Annotated in this window: 15 protein-coding genes; 7 read left to right on the top strand and 8 right to left on the bottom strand. The window is 69.1% G+C overall.

Annotated elements, in window-relative coordinates; all coding sequences use genetic code 11:
• The first annotated feature begins 133 nt into the window (after nt 1-133).
• The 3 genes from OG490_RS35215 (at nt 134) to OG490_RS35205 (ending at nt 4700) form a co-directional block, all read left to right on the top strand.
• Nucleotides 134-3616: an NACHT domain-containing protein gene (locus OG490_RS35215; RefSeq protein ID WP_330300341.1), complete on the top strand. Its 3483-nt coding sequence runs from the start codon at nt 134-136 to the stop codon at nt 3614-3616.
• A 221-nt stretch (nt 3617-3837) separates the two neighbouring features.
• Nucleotides 3838-4311, top strand: a complete 474-nt coding sequence (locus OG490_RS35210; protein ID WP_330300340.1) for a hypothetical protein — start codon at nt 3838-3840, stop codon at nt 4309-4311.
• A 5-nt stretch (nt 4312-4316) separates the two neighbouring features.
• Nucleotides 4317-4700, top strand: coding sequence for a hypothetical protein (locus OG490_RS35205; protein WP_330300339.1), 384 nt, complete (start codon nt 4317-4319; stop codon nt 4698-4700).
• A gap of 238 nt (nt 4701-4938) precedes the next feature.
• On the opposite strand, the gene OG490_RS35200 is transcribed toward OG490_RS35205, so the two are convergent.
• Genes OG490_RS35200 through OG490_RS35190 form a run of 3 tightly spaced genes read right to left on the bottom strand, consistent with a single transcriptional unit; the run spans nt 4939 to nt 7488 of the window.
• On the bottom strand, nt 4939-6444 hold the full coding sequence (locus OG490_RS35200) for a S1 RNA-binding domain-containing protein (protein ID WP_330300338.1): 1506 nt from the start codon (nt 6442-6444) through the stop codon (nt 4939-4941).
• A 1-nt stretch (nt 6445) separates the two neighbouring features.
• The gene (locus tag OG490_RS35195) at nt 6446-6610 is read right to left on the bottom strand and encodes a hypothetical protein (protein WP_330300337.1); all 165 of its coding nucleotides are present in this window, start codon (nt 6608-6610) and stop codon (nt 6446-6448) included.
• A 56-nt stretch (nt 6611-6666) separates the two neighbouring features.
• Nucleotides 6667-7488 (bottom strand): hypothetical protein, encoded by an 822-nt coding sequence (locus tag OG490_RS35190; RefSeq protein ID WP_330300336.1) that lies wholly within the window; start codon nt 7486-7488, stop codon nt 6667-6669.
• A gap of 283 nt (nt 7489-7771) precedes the next feature.
• Between OG490_RS35190 and OG490_RS35185 the strand changes: the two genes are divergently transcribed.
• On the top strand, nt 7772-8212 hold the full coding sequence (locus OG490_RS35185; RefSeq protein WP_330300335.1) for a VOC family protein: 441 nt from the start codon (nt 7772-7774) through the stop codon (nt 8210-8212).
• Nucleotides 8213-8281: 69 nt separating this feature from the next.
• On the opposite strand, the gene OG490_RS35180 is transcribed toward OG490_RS35185, so the two are convergent.
• The 3 genes from OG490_RS35180 to OG490_RS35170 form a co-directional block, all read right to left on the bottom strand.
• Complete coding sequence (locus OG490_RS35180; RefSeq protein ID WP_330300334.1) at nt 8282-8716, bottom strand: YdeI/OmpD-associated family protein; 435 nt, start codon at nt 8714-8716, stop codon at nt 8282-8284.
• 65 nt (nt 8717-8781) lie between these two features.
• Entirely contained in the window at nt 8782-9435 is a 654-nt protein-coding gene (locus OG490_RS35175) for a glyoxalase (protein WP_330301179.1), read from the bottom strand.
• A gap of 147 nt (nt 9436-9582) precedes the next feature.
• Nucleotides 9583-11613 (bottom strand): HelD family protein, encoded by a 2031-nt coding sequence (locus OG490_RS35170; protein ID WP_330300333.1) that lies wholly within the window; start codon nt 11611-11613, stop codon nt 9583-9585.
• Nucleotides 11614-12096: 483 nt separating this feature from the next.
• Between OG490_RS35170 and OG490_RS35165 the strand changes: the two genes are divergently transcribed.
• Together OG490_RS35165 and OG490_RS35160 are read left to right on the top strand one after the other, a co-directional pair.
• Nucleotides 12097-12528 carry a peptidoglycan-binding domain-containing protein gene (locus OG490_RS35165; protein ID WP_330300332.1) on the top strand — a complete coding sequence of 144 codons (432 nt, stop codon included), beginning with the start codon at nt 12097-12099 and terminating at the stop codon, nt 12526-12528.
• Between the two features lie 107 nt (nt 12529-12635).
• On the top strand, nt 12636-12980 hold the full coding sequence (locus tag OG490_RS35160; RefSeq protein WP_330300331.1) for a hypothetical protein: 345 nt from the start codon (nt 12636-12638) through the stop codon (nt 12978-12980).
• 76 nt (nt 12981-13056) lie between these two features.
• Here the strand turns inward: OG490_RS35160 and OG490_RS35155 are convergent, their stop codons facing one another.
• Nucleotides 13057-13266 carry a hypothetical protein gene (locus OG490_RS35155; RefSeq protein ID WP_330300330.1) on the bottom strand — a complete coding sequence of 70 codons (210 nt, stop codon included), beginning with the start codon at nt 13264-13266 and terminating at the stop codon, nt 13057-13059.
• A 264-nt stretch (nt 13267-13530) separates the two neighbouring features.
• Here OG490_RS35155 and OG490_RS35150 point away from each other — a divergent pair, with 264 nt between their 5' ends.
• The gene (locus tag OG490_RS35150; RefSeq protein WP_330300329.1) at nt 13531-13869 is read left to right on the top strand and encodes a hypothetical protein; all 339 of its coding nucleotides are present in this window, start codon (nt 13531-13533) and stop codon (nt 13867-13869) included.
• A 103-nt stretch (nt 13870-13972) separates the two neighbouring features.
• On the opposite strand, the gene OG490_RS35145 is transcribed toward OG490_RS35150, so the two are convergent.
• Entirely contained in the window at nt 13973-14767 is a 795-nt protein-coding gene (locus tag OG490_RS35145; RefSeq protein WP_330300328.1) for an SMI1/KNR4 family protein, read from the bottom strand.
• Nucleotides 14768-14940: the final 173 nt, after the last annotated feature.

The raw sequence follows: 14940 nt of genomic DNA, 5'->3' as shown, positions 1-14940 counted from the left end.
GCTCGTTCGGCTGATGCGGCCAACGCTCCCCCAAGCGGGCAATTTCCCTCTAGCCTGCGGAAATACCGAGGAAACCCCCGGCACGGAGGCACGGTGCCAGCGCACCCCACCGGACCGTAAGAAGGAGAGCCACTTGCCCGCGGGACGACCCAGGACGACCGACCGCCGACCCGTCCCGGAACTGCTCGATCTGGCCAAGTGGTTCCAAGGCGAGCTCGAGACCGCCGGATACGCCTCTCCCAATGACCTGCGCACCTCGCGTCGGCGCACCGGACCGCTCCCGGGCAAGGACGCCCTCTACGACATCTTCGGAGCCCTCGAACTGAGGACTCTGGAGACCACACAGCTCCTCGCCCAGGCGCTGGGCCGCTCCCCCGACGAGGTCACCTCGAAGTGGCTGCGCGCCAGCCGCGCCCTTGAGCGCAAGAAGCTCGCCGAACGACGCCGGGCTTCGGGCGCCGCCCCCTCCTGGGAATCCATCCCCCTGCCCGATCCCTGGCTCGAGGATCTGCTTCGCAGCCAGGCCGTCGCCGCCGAGCAGTTCCCGTACGACCTCCTCGGCGTACGCAAGCCCCCGCTGTCGGACATCTACGTCGAACAGGACTTCCAGCCGCTGCCGCCCGCGGGTTCACCGGGGACGGCGCGGCACAGTGCGAGTGTCGCCCCGCCGTCGGAGCCGGCTCCCACACTCGCCGGCGTACTGACTTCCCATGACCACCTGTTCGTCACCGGCGGCCCCGGCGCCGGGAAGACGACGCTGGGCCGGCACCTGGTGCGCCAGATCGCCCGGTACTGGCTCCGGGCCGAGGACGCCGGACTGCCGTGGTGTCCGCAGGCCGTCACCACGATCCGGGTCACCTCCTCGGACCTCCTGACGCCCCACCCGTGGAGCCGACAGCTCAGCAGCGCGGCCGCGCGCACCGGCACACTGCACAGCCCGGTCGACCACAGTCATTTCGAAGGCCGCCCGCACGGTGCCCGCTGGCTCGTCGTCGTCGACGGACTGGACGAGGTGTCCTCCCCCGACGTCCGCCGCCGGCTTCTGGAGAAGCTGGCCGAACAGGCGCGGCCGAACGGCCCGTACCGCCTCGTCATCACCTCCCGGCCCCTGCCCCAGGAAGAACTGGCGCCCTTCGCGAACCTGGCGGGCGTCGGCTTCTACACGCTCAAGGGCTTCGACACCGCTCAGCAGCAGGCCTTCGCCGAACGCTGGTTCACCGCCCAGGGCGACCCGGACCCCTTCCGGCAGGCGCGCGACTTCCTCGCCGACATCGCCGACGCCTCCCTGGAGGAAGTACTCCAGGTTCCGCTTCTGGCGACCATCGCCGCGGCGTTCCGCAGCCGCAACCCGGGACGGCCCCTGCCCCGCGGACGCGTCGACCTCTACGAGAATTTCCTGGGCGACCTGCGAAACGCACGCGAGGGCAACACCGATGCCCTTGCCCGCTTCCGGGAACGGTGGACCGTACGGGGCTACGACGGCCTGGCCCAGTGGCTCCTCGACCACCAGGACCGCCTGCTGACCCACCTCGCCTGGGAACGCACCTCCCGGCAACCCCCGCCCTCGCTGCTCGACGCTGCCCTGACCTGGTTGTCCCGGCACCTGCCGGCCGGCATGGAATGGCCGCCGGGGGCCCGGGGCGAGCTGGGCCAGTTCCTCGCACAGTCGGGCGTCGTCGCCTTCGACGGCTCCGATCTCTCCTTCCTCCACCAGTCCTTCGCCGAGTTCCTGGCGGCTCGCGACGAGGCCGCCTCGATACCGGCCGACTTCCCCGGCTTCGACGACTGGTCCGCCGCCATCGCGAACGCGGCGACCGGCAACCGGCTCCTGTTCACCCTCGCCCTGTGGGCCAGACGTCCGGGCAACGACGTCACCGTGATCGTCCGCCGCCTCCTCGCGGGCGAGCTGAACCACCGCATCATGGCCCTTCGGCTGGTCACCACCGGAGTTCCGCTGGGAGAAGTACTGGAGGCCGCCGTCATCGAACGCCTCCTCGACTTCTCCCACCATCAGGATGCGCATGCCTACTTCACCTCCTCCCACCACCAGGTCCTCGCGGAGCTGGCCCAGCTCCGCGGCAACCGCCGGCTCTCCGAGCGTCTCTTCGCCATTGCCCGAACCGAGGGTCTGCCCATTCCGTTGCGCGCCGAGGCCGCGTGGGCTTACGCACGCACCACCAACCTGCCCGAGGGGGTCCGCCTCCTGCGGGTCCTCGCCGAAGAAGACGGCACGGTCGAGAGCGTCCTCGCCTGCTGCAGTCATCTGGAGTCACTGGACCCCGGGGACTCGGCGTTCGTCGTGGGCATCCTGCGTGGTGTGGTCACCGACCCCGGAGCGAGCTACCCGGAGCGGCTGACGGCGGCACGCCGTCTCCTGGAGCGGGGCAGCGTCGACGGCCTCGTCACGTTCGCCCGCTCGGTCCTGTCCGGGCCGGACCTGGACGGGAATCTCCTGTGGGGTGCGGGAGAACTCTGGTACGACATCGCCGGACCCGAGGCCGCGGCGGAGGTGGCTGAGGCAATCGCAGAGCGCGGCACCATCAACTCCTGGGCGCTCGTGGGCCTGGCCCAGACCCTGTTCCGGTTCGGCCTCCCCACCCAGGCCGTATCGCTTGCACGCAGAGCCTTCGAGGAAACCATCAATTCCGATGACCTCGGGGAACTGATCAGCCTGTGGCTGGAGCTCCGCGGAGCGCAGGGAGCCGACGAGATCGCGGCCATGATGCCGGGCTTGCACAACTGGAACGACGACTATCGTGCCGCCATCGCATTCGACCTGCTGCGCGATGGCCACCCCCGTCAGGCGGCCGAGATCGTCCGAGCCGTCCTGGAAGAGGGCTCGGGGCGCCATCGGTCGCGGACGTTCAAACTGTGGGCCCTGGCGGAGAGCGGTGGTACCGACTCGGTGGCAGAGGTGACGTCCTGGCTCGAACGCTTTGAGGCCGGACCCGACGAATACGCCGACGTGATGAAGCGACTCATGGATGCGGCCGTGGCCCCCGAGGCGGTCCTTCCACTGGCCCGGAAGGCTCTGAGTCACCCTGGCTGCGGCGACTCCGCGTTCACCCGCGCAGCCTCGGTGGTCCTCGCCCACGGCGGCCCCGGCGCCTGCACCGAGGTACTGACGGCTCTGGACGACCGCCTGTACGACGGCATGCCCCTACGGGCCCGGCTGCTGCCCCTCTTCGCGGACCACGACGAGGTCACGGCCGTCATGGAGCTGGGCACCCGGCTGCTCTCCGACCCGGGAGTGACCGGTCCCGAACTGGAAGCCGTCGTCCGCGCGTGGCTGCAGGTCGGGGGCCGGGCCGCGGTGCACGAGGTCGTCAAACGTGTGGAAGCAGCCTGTGCCCTCACCGTCGACCAGTCCACCGAACTCGCCTCGCTCCTCATCGGCCTCGGCCACGTATCGGCCGCAACGCCGCTGTGGTGCAGGGTGTGCACCACCCGCGGCACGGCGGTCGAGACACGCTGGCAGGCTCTCGAAAAGCTGATGGCCGCCGGAGCCGGGGAGACCGCCGAACGTGCCCTGCGCACGGCCCTGTCCGTCGAAGCGAACCCCGAGGAGATCCTCGTCCTGAAGCGGCTACTGGCCTGGCTCACCGCTGCCGCCTGAACCGGGCGGCAGCGGATCCGCGAAGGTACGTCGGCTGCCTGTCCGGGAGGGCAACAGCGCCGCGTCCGGCCGCGCCGAGCACCCTCCAGCGCGGCACAACAGCGGCTTCTCAGCACACGCCTCCGAGGGTGTCCGCCCGTAGGCAGTCGGCACCTCCTTGGCCAAGTCAACAGTTTATGTCAAATTGACGATAATGACGTTGCCGGGTTACCGTTCCCGCCATGAGAGTGATCGTCACGCGAGAAAGCGTGTGTATGGCCGACGACGTGCATGCACCGCACCAGGTGGACAGCGACTACGACGGCGACATGACGCTGGGTGACTTCCTGGACGATGTGATCCGTAGGCGTTACTGCACCCCTTACCGCGGTGCCCGCTGGGCGATGTTCCACAAGGGGGCTTCCCACGGAGAGGCACCCATCGGAGAGGTGTCGGCAGAGTGGCCAGGCCCACGGTTCACGGACGAGGCGGATCGTGAGCGGCGCCTCGACTCGCTGGCCCCCGCCTCGGGTGACCTGAGACTGGAATTCCGATATCACGCGCAAAGCGTTCCGCTGGCGGCGGAACCGTACTACGACAACACCCACGTCCCGCCCAGCACACTGGCGATTCGGACGGCCTTTCTGCTTTCGGACGTGACGCAGTCATGGCGGAAGCTGCGTGACCGCTTGCGACGGACCCGGGGAACGGTCTGAGGGTCGTGCCCCGCGCAAAGCTCGCCGAGGCCCTCGCGATCATCGCCGAAGTCGTCCCCGACGAGGAGCGCGATGAGGACACGGAGTGGACCCGCACGGAGACGACCTCGTACCCGGAACACGTCGACACCATGACGGTGATCCGTCCGTCGGCGATCCGTGCGCCGACCAGCGGTGGGTACGGATCCCCCATCGTCCGGATCCCGAGCAGCCCGCCCGCGCAGAGCGCGACGCCGAAGACTACCGCGACGGCCGTCCAGAGCTTCTCCCCCGGTTCACGGGGCCGCCCCGGCTCCGTTCTCCTTCATGCACGCTTCATCGACGGCCAGATGTCACCCGATCGTGCGGCAGACCCCCAGACTTCCGCGAATTCTTGCGAGGTCAGCTGATCGGCCTCGTAACCCTCCCAATGAGACACCGGAAGCCCTGCGGTGGCTCCGAAGTTCCTCTCGAACTCCCCCAGACCGCCTGTCTGCTGGGCGCGCTGCCATTCGTCCAGGGAGGCAGCCGCACGTGGGGTCGACCCAGAACCTTGGAGTTCGACCTGCTGGGTCACCCAGCCATCGGCGTCGACCTCGAAGTAGAACCACGTGGCTTCCTCGTCCCAGTAGCAGCGCATCCACGTCGTCACTGGTCAGCCTGCCTCTGTGACAGGGCAATACGACGACGCGCGAGATCGACATCCGTGATTTTCACCCTGAGAGCGTCGCCGACCTCGACAACGCCTCCGGGCGATTCATCGAGCTCGCTGGTGTGCACGAGCCCTTGGAAGCCGTCCTCCCGGTCTTCGATGCGGACGAAGACTCCGAACGGCATGACCTTGGTGACCGGTCCGGTGACCACCTGGCCGATCCGCTGCGCCACCTGCGGCCACGGGTCCTCCTGTACCGCTCGCAGCGACAGCGGTACCCGTTCCCAGACCATGTCGACGTCGAGGACTTCGGCCGTGATCTCCTGGCCGACGCTGACGACATCGGACGGGTGGTTGAAGGGACGCCAGGACAGCTCCGGGATGTTGATCATCGCGGTGAAGCCGCCGATGTCCACGAAGGTGACGCCGAAGCTTGCGATGGACGTCACCGTGCCGGTGACTACCTGACCGCGGCGCAGGGTCTTCAGGAACGCCCAGTCCCGGTCGCTGGGCGTCGGCTCGGTCTGCCAGCGAGCGCGCAGGACACCGTCGCTGTCCGGCACTACAGCTGTGAACAGGGGAAGGTCCTCACCGACATACGTGGATACGACGCCGGCAGCACGCGCGCCGGCGAGCTGGGAGGTCACTGCCTCGAACTGGGTCTCGTCCACGACCGTGCTCGTGATCTGTCCGTCCCTGTCCTCCCAGACGACCTCCACCAGGCCTTCGTCGGGCAGAGCGGCCACGGCCGTGTCGACGTCGGTGAGCAGGTCCGGCCAGACCGACAACTGGGAGCGTGGGGTCAACCGGGAGCGCACGGTCTCAATGGTGTCGCGGGTCAGGCGGTGCCACCGGGAGGCGTTGGCGGCGAAGACCTCCTCCAGGAACACGGCTCGGTAGGCGCTGAGGGTCCAGTGCAGGCGGCCCCAGAAGTCATCGTCGGCCGGACGCTGCACGTACGCAGGATCGTCGGGGGCGAAGTCGTACGGCGACTTCTCCAGGCGTTCCGGGAACAGGCCGAGCGCTCGGGTGCGGTCCAGCGCTGCTTCGCAGGGCCGACTGCTGCCGAGGTAGAGGTACTGGTCCCAGCCGACGTGCACCGTGAACGCTCCCTCCGCCTCCAGACGGCACCAGACGCCGCTGTCGCGGAGCATGGCCCGGACCAGTTCCAGGCCGACACCGATCGGCACCAGTGCGCCGTCGTGAAACCCGGCGGGGCCGGTGGGGCCTGTGGGACCGGCGGGACCGACGGGGAAGAGGCCCGCCAGGCCGTAGCCGTCGACCGGTGGTTCCAGACCGGAGTGGGCGAAGCCGCCGAGCTGCGGCTCGCGGATCGACAGCTGGTCGACGCCGGTGTCCTCGGCGAAGGCGGCGACGGCCCGCAGGTAGGCGGCTTCGACCGGCCCGTGGTCGCTGATCGCGGGCTCAGTGCCGGCGTAGTGGCCGTGATCGTCGCGGTCGGCGGGGTCGTACTTGGTGACCCGGTAGACGTAGGGCAGCACGTCACTGCCCGCTGGAGGCCGCAGGCGCGGCTGCGTTCTGCTGGCGGGCGGTGCGCGTGGGCTGGATCCGGCCCTCGGGGACATCCAGGCTGCGGAGGATCTGGCGCTGGGTGGTGAGGTCCTGCTGGTCCATACTCCATCTCGCGTAGCCGACGCGTTCGCTCATGCCCGGAGCGTACGGGTTCCTCTCACGTACGCCGACGGGCGGGTGCCCGGCAGGGGTCAGGACCCGGGCAGGTGGACGAAGTACTTCCTGGCGGAGTCCCCGCGCATGGAGCGCGCCAGCTCGGCGACGTACTGTGCCTGGGCGGCGGAGAGGCGCCGCACCTCCCACAACAGGACGGCGGCGTCCGTCGCCTCCGGGGCCGGGACCGGCGGCAGCTCACGCAGGTGTACGCCCGTCAGCGTGGCCAGGTCTTCGGCGTCGATCCCCAGCAGGGCTGCGAAATCCGTCACCAAGCGGGGCGTCAATTCCTTGCGGCCGTCGCCGATCACACCGTAGGTGGACGCCGCCAGGTAGGTCGGCGTCACCACTGCCATGACCTTCGCCATGCCCGACCAGCCCAGGTTGCGGTACTGGAGCATGCGGATGACCCAACCGCCTGGACCGGCATGGGCCGCGAGCCGCTTCACGGCGAAGACGGAAAGTCGTTTCTCCTGCGGCAGTGAGCGGATGAGCTGCAGGAGTTCACGCCGCTCGGCAGAAGGCAGGTGGACGGCATCCATCACGATGGACGGTGCCCACCGCTCGGCCGCGGCATCCAACGGTGCCATGTCCTCCGGGACCGCCAGTCCCGCGAGGATGAACAGATCGACGGCGCGGAAGCCCACGACAGGCGCCATCTGCCGGAGGAGCCCCTCGCTGGGGGCTTCCCCCGCGAGTACCCCTCGTACAACGTTTGCCGTCAATTCGGCGCGGTTTGCCAGCTCCTGCACACCAAACTCTCTTTGGTCATTCATCTGCTGATTGAACAAGTGCGGAACCGGCAGGATCAAGGCGTCATCGCGTCCGAGGTTCGCGTGGAGGAGGTGGAGGGCGAGCATCGAGATCTCGGAATCCTCAAGCGCGCGCTGGCATCCGTCGAGGAAGTATTGAAGAGCGGGGACGGCGTGCTGCGGCTGATCGTCCTCACGGGAGCGGGCACCTGCGCCGCGCTCGGTCTCAGTGGTGGCGCCTGGCTCGCGGGCCTGCCGCAGCGGTGCCGAGAGGCGCGATCCAGATCTCTCGGAGTTCGGTGGTCGGAGGATGTCGAGAACGTGCCACCGGCTCCGTCCCAGGGGCATCCGCGGCTGCTACCGGCCGCACGAGGAAGAAGGAGAAGCCAGCATGGCGATTCAGCGGATGGACAACGTCGGCATCGTCGTCGAGGACCTGGACGCCGCCATCGCGTTCTTCGTGGAACTCGGAATGGAGTTGGAAGGCAAGGCGCAGGTCGAGGGCCTCGTCGCCGACCAGTGCACCGGGCTCGACGGCGTCCGCTGTGACATCGCGATGGTCCGGACCCCGGACGGTCACAGCCGGCTCGAGCTGGCGAAGTACCGCAGCCCCGCGGCGATCAGTGCAGAGCCGCGCAACCGGCCGCACAACATTCTGGGCACGCACCGCGTCATGTTCGCCGTCGACGACCTCGAGGACACCGTTGCCCGCCTGCGCCCTCACGGCGCCGAGCTCGTCGGCGAGATCGCCCGGTTCGAGGACAGCTACCTGCTCTGCTACGTCCGCGGCCCGGAGGGCATCATCGTCGGACTGGCCGAGCAATTGCGCTGAGGAGGAGGAACCGCACGAACCGCACGACCGGCTCGGACTCCGAATTGGGCAGGGGCAGGCCTCAGCGAATCAGCCTCGGAGGGTGGTGATGGCCTTGTCGATGCGTCGTTGGCGTGTGTCGGGTTTCTTCGCGCTTTCGATGGCGCGTACGTGCTCGCGTTTGTGGCTGTAGGCGAGATTGTCGTAGGCGGCGCGGGCGGCGGGGTCCTCGTCCAGGGCCTGGGCGAAGTCCGGGGGCTCGATGACGACGCGCGGCTCGGTGTCGAGGTCGAGTTCGATCTCGGCCTCGTCGCCGGTTGTGATGCCTGCGGCCTGGCGGTTGGCGTTGCTGAGGCCGATCAGGTGGCGGCCGCGCAGGAAGGCGATCCGGCTCTTCCAGGAGTGCCCGTTGATGGTGATCGTCACCGGTGGCCGTGCGCCCGCGCCGAGCGCTGCTACCACCTCGGGCGGGACTTCCAGGCCTCGCATGGGCTCGGGTGGCTCGACGTGGGCCCGGAACTTCATGATCTTCTCCTTGTTCGGCGTGCTGGTTGGCTACGGATCCTGCCTGATCTTGGTGTGCGTGCCGGTCAAGCGAGCGGCGCGGCCGTCTCCCAGGTGAACCCGTCCGGGTCGGTGAAGGCATCTGTGGTGCTGCCGAGGGTGATGCGGTGTGAGCCGGTGCCCTCGGCGGGGACGCCGAGGTCCTTGGCCAGGGCGCGGCGCTTGTACAGGGCCAGCTTGACGGCGCCGGGCTGGCCGGGGGTGAACTCGACGTACTTGCTGCCGACGCTCTTGGCCACGCTCAGGCCCCGGTCGAGGTAGAACTGCTTGGTGGCCTTTACGGCCTCCACGCCGATCAGGAGGACGATGTCGTCGATCTGACGGGTGGCGGGGCCGGTGTTCTTCTTCGCTCCGGTGGCGATCTTCCAGATCGTCCCGTCCGGGGCCTGGACGACGCCGCTGTAGCCCCACAGTGACTTCGCGGTGGGCTTGAGGACCGTGGCACCGGCTGCCACTGCGGCGCCGAAGAAGCTGTCGACGGTGGCGGGCCCGGACACCGTGAGCGCCAGCGTGAAGCCACGGAACCCGGTCGAGGACATCTCGGACGCCCTCAGGTGAATGTGGGGGTCCACGCCGAAGGCGGTGTAGAAGCGGCGGGCGGCCTCGAGGTCGGCGACCTCAAGGGTGACGGATCCGAGGGACGTGTGGGCTGCGGTGGAAGCGTTGGTTGCCATGACCATCACGCTAGGCGCCGTGCGGCGGCCATGGCTTCTCCAATCCTGACCGGTCTCAAGGCCTTCTATCGCCACGCACCCCGGCATCCCCTCCACCCTGATCTCCCGCCGCCCCGTCGCGGGCCGTACCTGCGGCATCGGGGCGCCGAGTCGTCAGGCAGGCCGGACGGTGATGGTGCACAGGCGTTTGGTGGCCCGGGTCAGGGCCACGTACAGGTCCCTTTCCCCACCGGGGCGGGCCGCGATGATTTCCTCGGGGTTCATGACGACGACCCCGTCGAATTCCAGGCCGCGTGCTTCGGACGCGGGCACGATGCGTGCGTGGTGAGCGATGCCCCGGGCGGTCAGCTCGCTCACCCTGGTGTCCGCGCAGATCACTCCCAGCAGTTCGCCCGGGTGCGCGGCGCTCTGCTGGCGGAGTTCCGAGGCGACGGCGGTGACCGAACCGTCCGGAGGTGCGGTCACGGTGCGCGGGCTCTCACCGTTTCGCAGAGACCGTGTGGGCTTCTGGTCCGGGGCGATCCGCGTGAGCAGGTCCCGGACGCTCTCCAGGATCTCCTGCGTGGTGCGGTAGCTGACGGTCAGGTTGTGCAGCTTGAACCGCGGTCCGACGTGGGGGCTCAGTGCTTCCTTCCAGTCGCGTGCCGTCGCGACCGGGCCTGCCTGGGCGAAGTCGCCCACCAGCGTCATCGCCCGTGCCGGGCAGCGGCGTACGATCATCCGCCACTGCATGGCGGTCAGTTCCTGCGCCTCGTCGACGACGACGTGCCCGTACGTCTGGTCGGGAGGGCCGTCGACCAGGCTCGCCGACTCGTCCAGCAGCGGCACGTCGGCATCGGTCCACGGGTCGTTCGGACCGCGCAGCAGGAGGGACCGCTCCTGCGCGGTCAGGCGGGGCAGGTGCTCGGCGAGAGCGTCGGCGTCCGTCAGGAGCGACTTCACGAGGTCACCGGGTGCCAGCCGCGGCCACAACGCCTCGACCGCTCGGTCGACGCCTGGGTCGTCGTCGAGGAGATCGGCTCGGATCGCGTCCAGATCCAGCTCATGGGCCGGACCCGGGGCGGCCTCGCCTTCGGTACGGTGCTGGGCGGCTCCCGTGAACCGGTCGAGGTCCAGGCCCGTCATCGCGGCGGCATCGGCGTCGATCTGCTCCAGGAGGTCGCCCATGTCCCGTTGCATCGCGTCCGTGACGGCGTCGATCAAGAGCTCCCTGAACACCTGGCGCGCGGGGTTGTGCCCCGGTACGGCTGCCACGGCGGCGTCGCGTGCCGTGGCGACTTCCTCGCCGGACAGGCGAACCAGTTCCTGTCCGACCCGCACGGTGAAGTCACCGGCGGGGGCCTGGTGGACGCGCAGCAGACCGGCCAGGGCGTCCGCGAGGTCGGAGCTGCCCTTGAGGCGCGCCGTATCGAACGGGTCCACCGTGTCCGTGGACACTCCGGCCAGTTCCCGGCAGGTCGCCAGAGCGACGTCGTTCTCCCCGAGCGAGGGAAGGACTTGGGAGATGTAGTCGAGGAACCGGGCGTTCGGGCCCACGACCAGGACACCTTCCTCCGCGGCGCGCGGGAACGCGTACAGGACGTAGGCCGCCCGGTGCAGGGCGACCACCGTCTTGCCGGTGCCGGGCCCGCCCTGCACCACGGTCACCCCGCGGTGGGCGGAGCGGACGACCTCGTCCTGCTCGGCCTGCAGCGTCGCGACGGCCGCGTGCATCCTGCCCGTACGCCGTGCCGACAGAGCCTCGGTCAACGGGCCGTCCCCCACGACGTCCTCGTCGGTCGGGGCGGTCCCGTCCAGCAGCTCGTCGCTCACCGAGACGACCGTGCGCCCCTCGAGGCGCAGGTGCCGGCGCCGCCGCAGGTCCATCGGGTGGACCGCAGTCGCCTCGTAGAAGGGCCGCGCCGCGTTCGCGCGCCAGTCCACGAGCAGAGGCAGCTCGTCCTCCTCCGTATGCAGTCCGATCCGACCGATGCGCAGGGCTGTGCCGTCCGTCCAGTCGATGCGCCCGAAGACCAGCCCCTTTTCGGCGCCCTCCAGCCGGCCGATTTCCTTGGCCAGACGCTCGGCGGTGATTTCTCTTTCGTATGCCTCACCGGGGCTTTCCGCCGGGGCCTTCAGCACGCTCGCCCGGTGTACTCGCGCCTCGGAAATCCGCTCGGTGAGCAACTCGTACAAGGAGGACACATAATCCCGCTCCGATTCAACGGCTCGCACAGCAGGATCATTCACTTCCGACAACAGGGGGCTCCTTCGACTTCTTCGGATTCTTTGGATTCTTCGGCTCCTTCGATTCGAGCCACACCATACGGTCCGAGTTCTCTGAAAGTAAGTCTTGACTTACCTGGCACGTCATGGCCCCTGCGGCTGAATCCATGACGGCTGGCCGTATGGCTTTCCATGCATTCCGCCGTTCCGCATATCGGTTATTGCGCTCCCGAGACCCGCCTGCCTCACAGCGAGCCCGCCCTTGGATGCCGACGAGGCGACCGGCGCCATCGAGCCGACTGCCAGGGGCGGGGATCGCCGGCCAGGGCCGCGACATGCCCGGCGATGGCGGCCTGCCTGCCTGCCCTCCTGCCTTCAACGCAGGCTCGCAGTCGCACATTTGGGCTATATGATCAAGCCATGTGTCTTGAACAGGGCGCATAGGTAAGGAGATTGATTTCCATGTCCATCGGGACCAAGCTCGCCAGGAACGCTGCCGCTCTCGCCGTGGCGGGGGCGGTACTGCTGGGTACGGCGGGGGCCGCGAGCGCCGCCCCTGGTGCGCCCTATCTGGGATACGGCCGCACCACCTCCGGGAACGGTGTGTGGTGCGTTCAGCACAACATCAACTTCCTCGTGAACCAGCTCTACGCCCAGGGCACCATCACGACGCCGCCGCCCTACCGGACCCTCTCCGAGGACAGCTCCTGGGGCCCGAGGACCGACGCCAACGTCCGGTGGTTCCAGAAGATGGTCGGCCTCGGCCAGGACGGCGTCGTCGGTCCGGCCACCGGCTCGCGCCTGCTCACCCTGGGCGACCAGGACTACAACGGCTCCCCGCTGACGGGCAGCCACGGCTGGTGCTGGAACTACATCCCGGGCGACTTCAACTGACCTCCCCGGGCGGGGACGCCCGTAGAGGCAGGCGAAGCCAGACGACCTCCTCCCTCCGCCCTCCCCTTCCCCCTTCATTTGAGATCTCAAGATTGGGCAGATCCATCATGTTCAAGAGGCTGAAGTTCGCTTCCTTCGCACTCGCCGGCGTCCTCGCCGCCACCGGCTTGACCGCAGCCACCGCGTCCCCGGCCGCCGCCGCCCAGACGTGCCCGTGGCCCTACGTGTGCTTCCTCGACTCCAACGAGAACATTCTGACGATGTACAAGGACGTCGGCTGGCAGACCACGAGCGCCAAGACCCGTACGGCCCGCTGGGTCACCAACGCCCGGCACGACGACTGTGCGTACCTGGAGTTCGGGACCGGCTTCATCGACCAGATCCACCCGGGCCAGACCTTCGGCCTCGGCGCCGGCGTCGTGGCGATCAACATCACCTCCGGCTGCCCCTGAACCACGGCGTGGCCGGCCGGTCCGTCACCGGCCGGCCACTGGCACAGGCCGCGCGGCGCCTGAGCTGAGCTGGTACTCACTTGCCGGCCGGGTCCCGCAGGCACGCGAGGGCATCGGCCACGGCCGGGGTGCGGACTTCGTCGCCGTAGAGCCTGATGACCGCGGCGATGTGTTCCCGCACCTGGGATTCGGGATCGCGGAGCAGCCCGACGATGGTCCCGGCGAGGTCGTCGATCCCGTTGTGACCCGCGATCACGACCAGTATCCCGCCGGCCTCGCGCCGCACGCACGCGTCGTCGTCCGCCGCGAGCGTCAGGCCTTCGCGTCCCCCTGTCGGACCGTCGCTACGAGCTCCCGCTCCGGCCCCATCGCGGAACCACCCCCGCCCTTGCCGACGCCGGCTGCCGGTACAGCCGATACCTCCGCCGCAGCATCAACGCCACGGCGCGCATCAGGAAGACCCGCTCGCAGCTCTTTGAGTACGTCCGCACCCAGGACCTGAGTATCCGGACGACTGTGTGATTCCGGCGCGCAGCGGTTGGATGGGGCCATGAACACAACCCCCGCCCCCGACCACACGCTCTCCGCCCCGGCAGCCCGGGACCACAGCCGACTGTGGTCCGCCATCACCGCCGCCCTCTTCGTACCGGGCGTGGTGGCGGCCTTTCTGCTCACCCTGGTGCCGGAGTCGGCCGCACGCTGTCTGAACTACGGGGAGGAGTGCGCCTCCGGGCTGTCGCCGCGCTGGTTCGTCTGGGGTGCCGGCGTCGCGGCCGTGGCGTTCGTGGTCGCCATGGCCGCGCCTGTAGTCCGGGTGCGGCAGGCGGCGGTCGTCGTCCAGATCCTGGCCGAGTGCGCGGCCCTGCTGGTCATCCTCAGCTACGTCTGACCGCCGGACGCGCTGGAGCCCGTACGCGTACACGTACACGTACACGTACCGACGGTGGAGCTGCGGCAGTCTCAGGACCGCCACCGACACCACCCGCGCCCTTTCAGCTGAGGATTTGCGAATTGGGCCTGAAGCGCGTCCTGTCCGCCGGGTCGGCGGTGTCCTCGTGGTCGGTGAAGTAGGTCGAGGTCGTCGTGCCGGCCACGACGTCAAGGATGAATCGGCTGCACGATGCCGCATGGGGTTCCCAGAGGGGGCCGCGGCCCTCGTTGAGGATGACGGTCCATTCCTCCGGCTCGACACCGGGCCGGACCAGCCAGTACAGCATGTGCCCCGCGCCTTCCACGTACGCCCACGGCACCAGCCTGGCGGCGCCGTCATGGAGTTCCGGCGGCTTGGCCTCGCCCGCGTCCCAGAGGTCGGCGAGGGTCTCCTCGCGTTCCGCGGTCTGGGCGACCAGGTCGTACATCTCTTCCGGGCAGCCCGGTTCCAGCAGCCAGAGCATTCCGGCGAACTGGCCACCGCCGTACGTCTCGACGAGCCGCTTGTAGTCGGCCGGCAGGACGATGCCCAAGGCCGCCTCCACGGCGTCCCACTCGACGGCCCGGGCATCTTCGGGGAGCGGGGGCGGGCAGAGCCGCATCAGGGGTTCGGTGCAGCGCAGGCTCCGGGCGATCCGGATGTCGCTCGGCAGGGCGCTGAACCGCGGCGGCTTCCTGGTGGAGTCCAGGACCACCGCGCGCATCCGGTCGCCGACCGAGGGACGGGGAGCGTCCGAGCGCCATGAGGGGTGCTTGGCCTGGTCGATGAAACCGTCGTACCCCTGCGCGTGGATGGCGGTCCCTACGGGCGCCACGGCGGTGACGACCACGTCGCACTCTTGATGATCGGAAAACATGACCTCCACCCTGCCCGATCGCTCCGGGAACTGGGCAGCACCCCTCCCATTCCGCGGCGGCCGTCTTGGACGTGAGCCACGGAGCAGGAGCCCGGTCGGGGTATCGGATTCCAAGGCACGCAAGGAAGACCGGGTGCCCAACGACACAGACCCGCAGCTCAGTCCCCGCAAGG

Source organism: Streptomyces sp. NBC_00503 (genome assembly GCF_036346895.1).
Lineage (GTDB): Bacteria > Actinomycetota > Actinomycetes > Streptomycetales > Streptomycetaceae > Streptomyces.
Note: the sequence above shows the minus strand (reverse complement) of the source record. Positions and strands in the feature narration are given on the sequence as shown.

What these genes read in the sequence shown, in the direction of transcription:
- OG490_RS35210 (WP_330300340.1), top strand. Translation starts at nt 3,838, where the DNA reads ATGAGAGTGATCGTCACGCGAGAAAGCGTGTGTATGGCCGACGACGTG.
- OG490_RS35195 (WP_330300337.1), bottom strand. Translation starts at nt 6,610, where the DNA reads ATGAGCGAACGCGTCGGCTACGCGAGATGGAGTATGGACCAGCAGGAC.
- OG490_RS35190 (WP_330300336.1), bottom strand. Translation starts at nt 7,488, where the DNA reads ATGCTCGCCCTCCACCTCCTCCACGCGAACCTCGGACGCGATGACGCC.
- OG490_RS35185 (WP_330300335.1), top strand. Translation starts at nt 7,772, where the DNA reads ATGGCGATTCAGCGGATGGACAACGTCGGCATCGTCGTCGAGGACCTG.
- OG490_RS35180 (WP_330300334.1), bottom strand. Translation starts at nt 8,716, where the DNA reads ATGAAGTTCCGGGCCCACGTCGAGCCACCCGAGCCCATGCGAGGCCTG.
- OG490_RS35175 (WP_330301179.1), bottom strand. Translation starts at nt 9,435, where the DNA reads ATGGTCATGGCAACCAACGCTTCCACCGCAGCCCACACGTCCCTCGGA.
- OG490_RS35165 (WP_330300332.1), top strand. Translation starts at nt 12,097, where the DNA reads ATGTCCATCGGGACCAAGCTCGCCAGGAACGCTGCCGCTCTCGCCGTG.
- OG490_RS35160 (WP_330300331.1), top strand. Translation starts at nt 12,636, where the DNA reads ATGTTCAAGAGGCTGAAGTTCGCTTCCTTCGCACTCGCCGGCGTCCTC.
- OG490_RS35150 (WP_330300329.1), top strand. Translation starts at nt 13,531, where the DNA reads ATGAACACAACCCCCGCCCCCGACCACACGCTCTCCGCCCCGGCAGCC.
- OG490_RS35145 (WP_330300328.1), bottom strand. Translation starts at nt 14,767, where the DNA reads ATGTTTTCCGATCATCAAGAGTGCGACGTGGTCGTCACCGCCGTGGCG.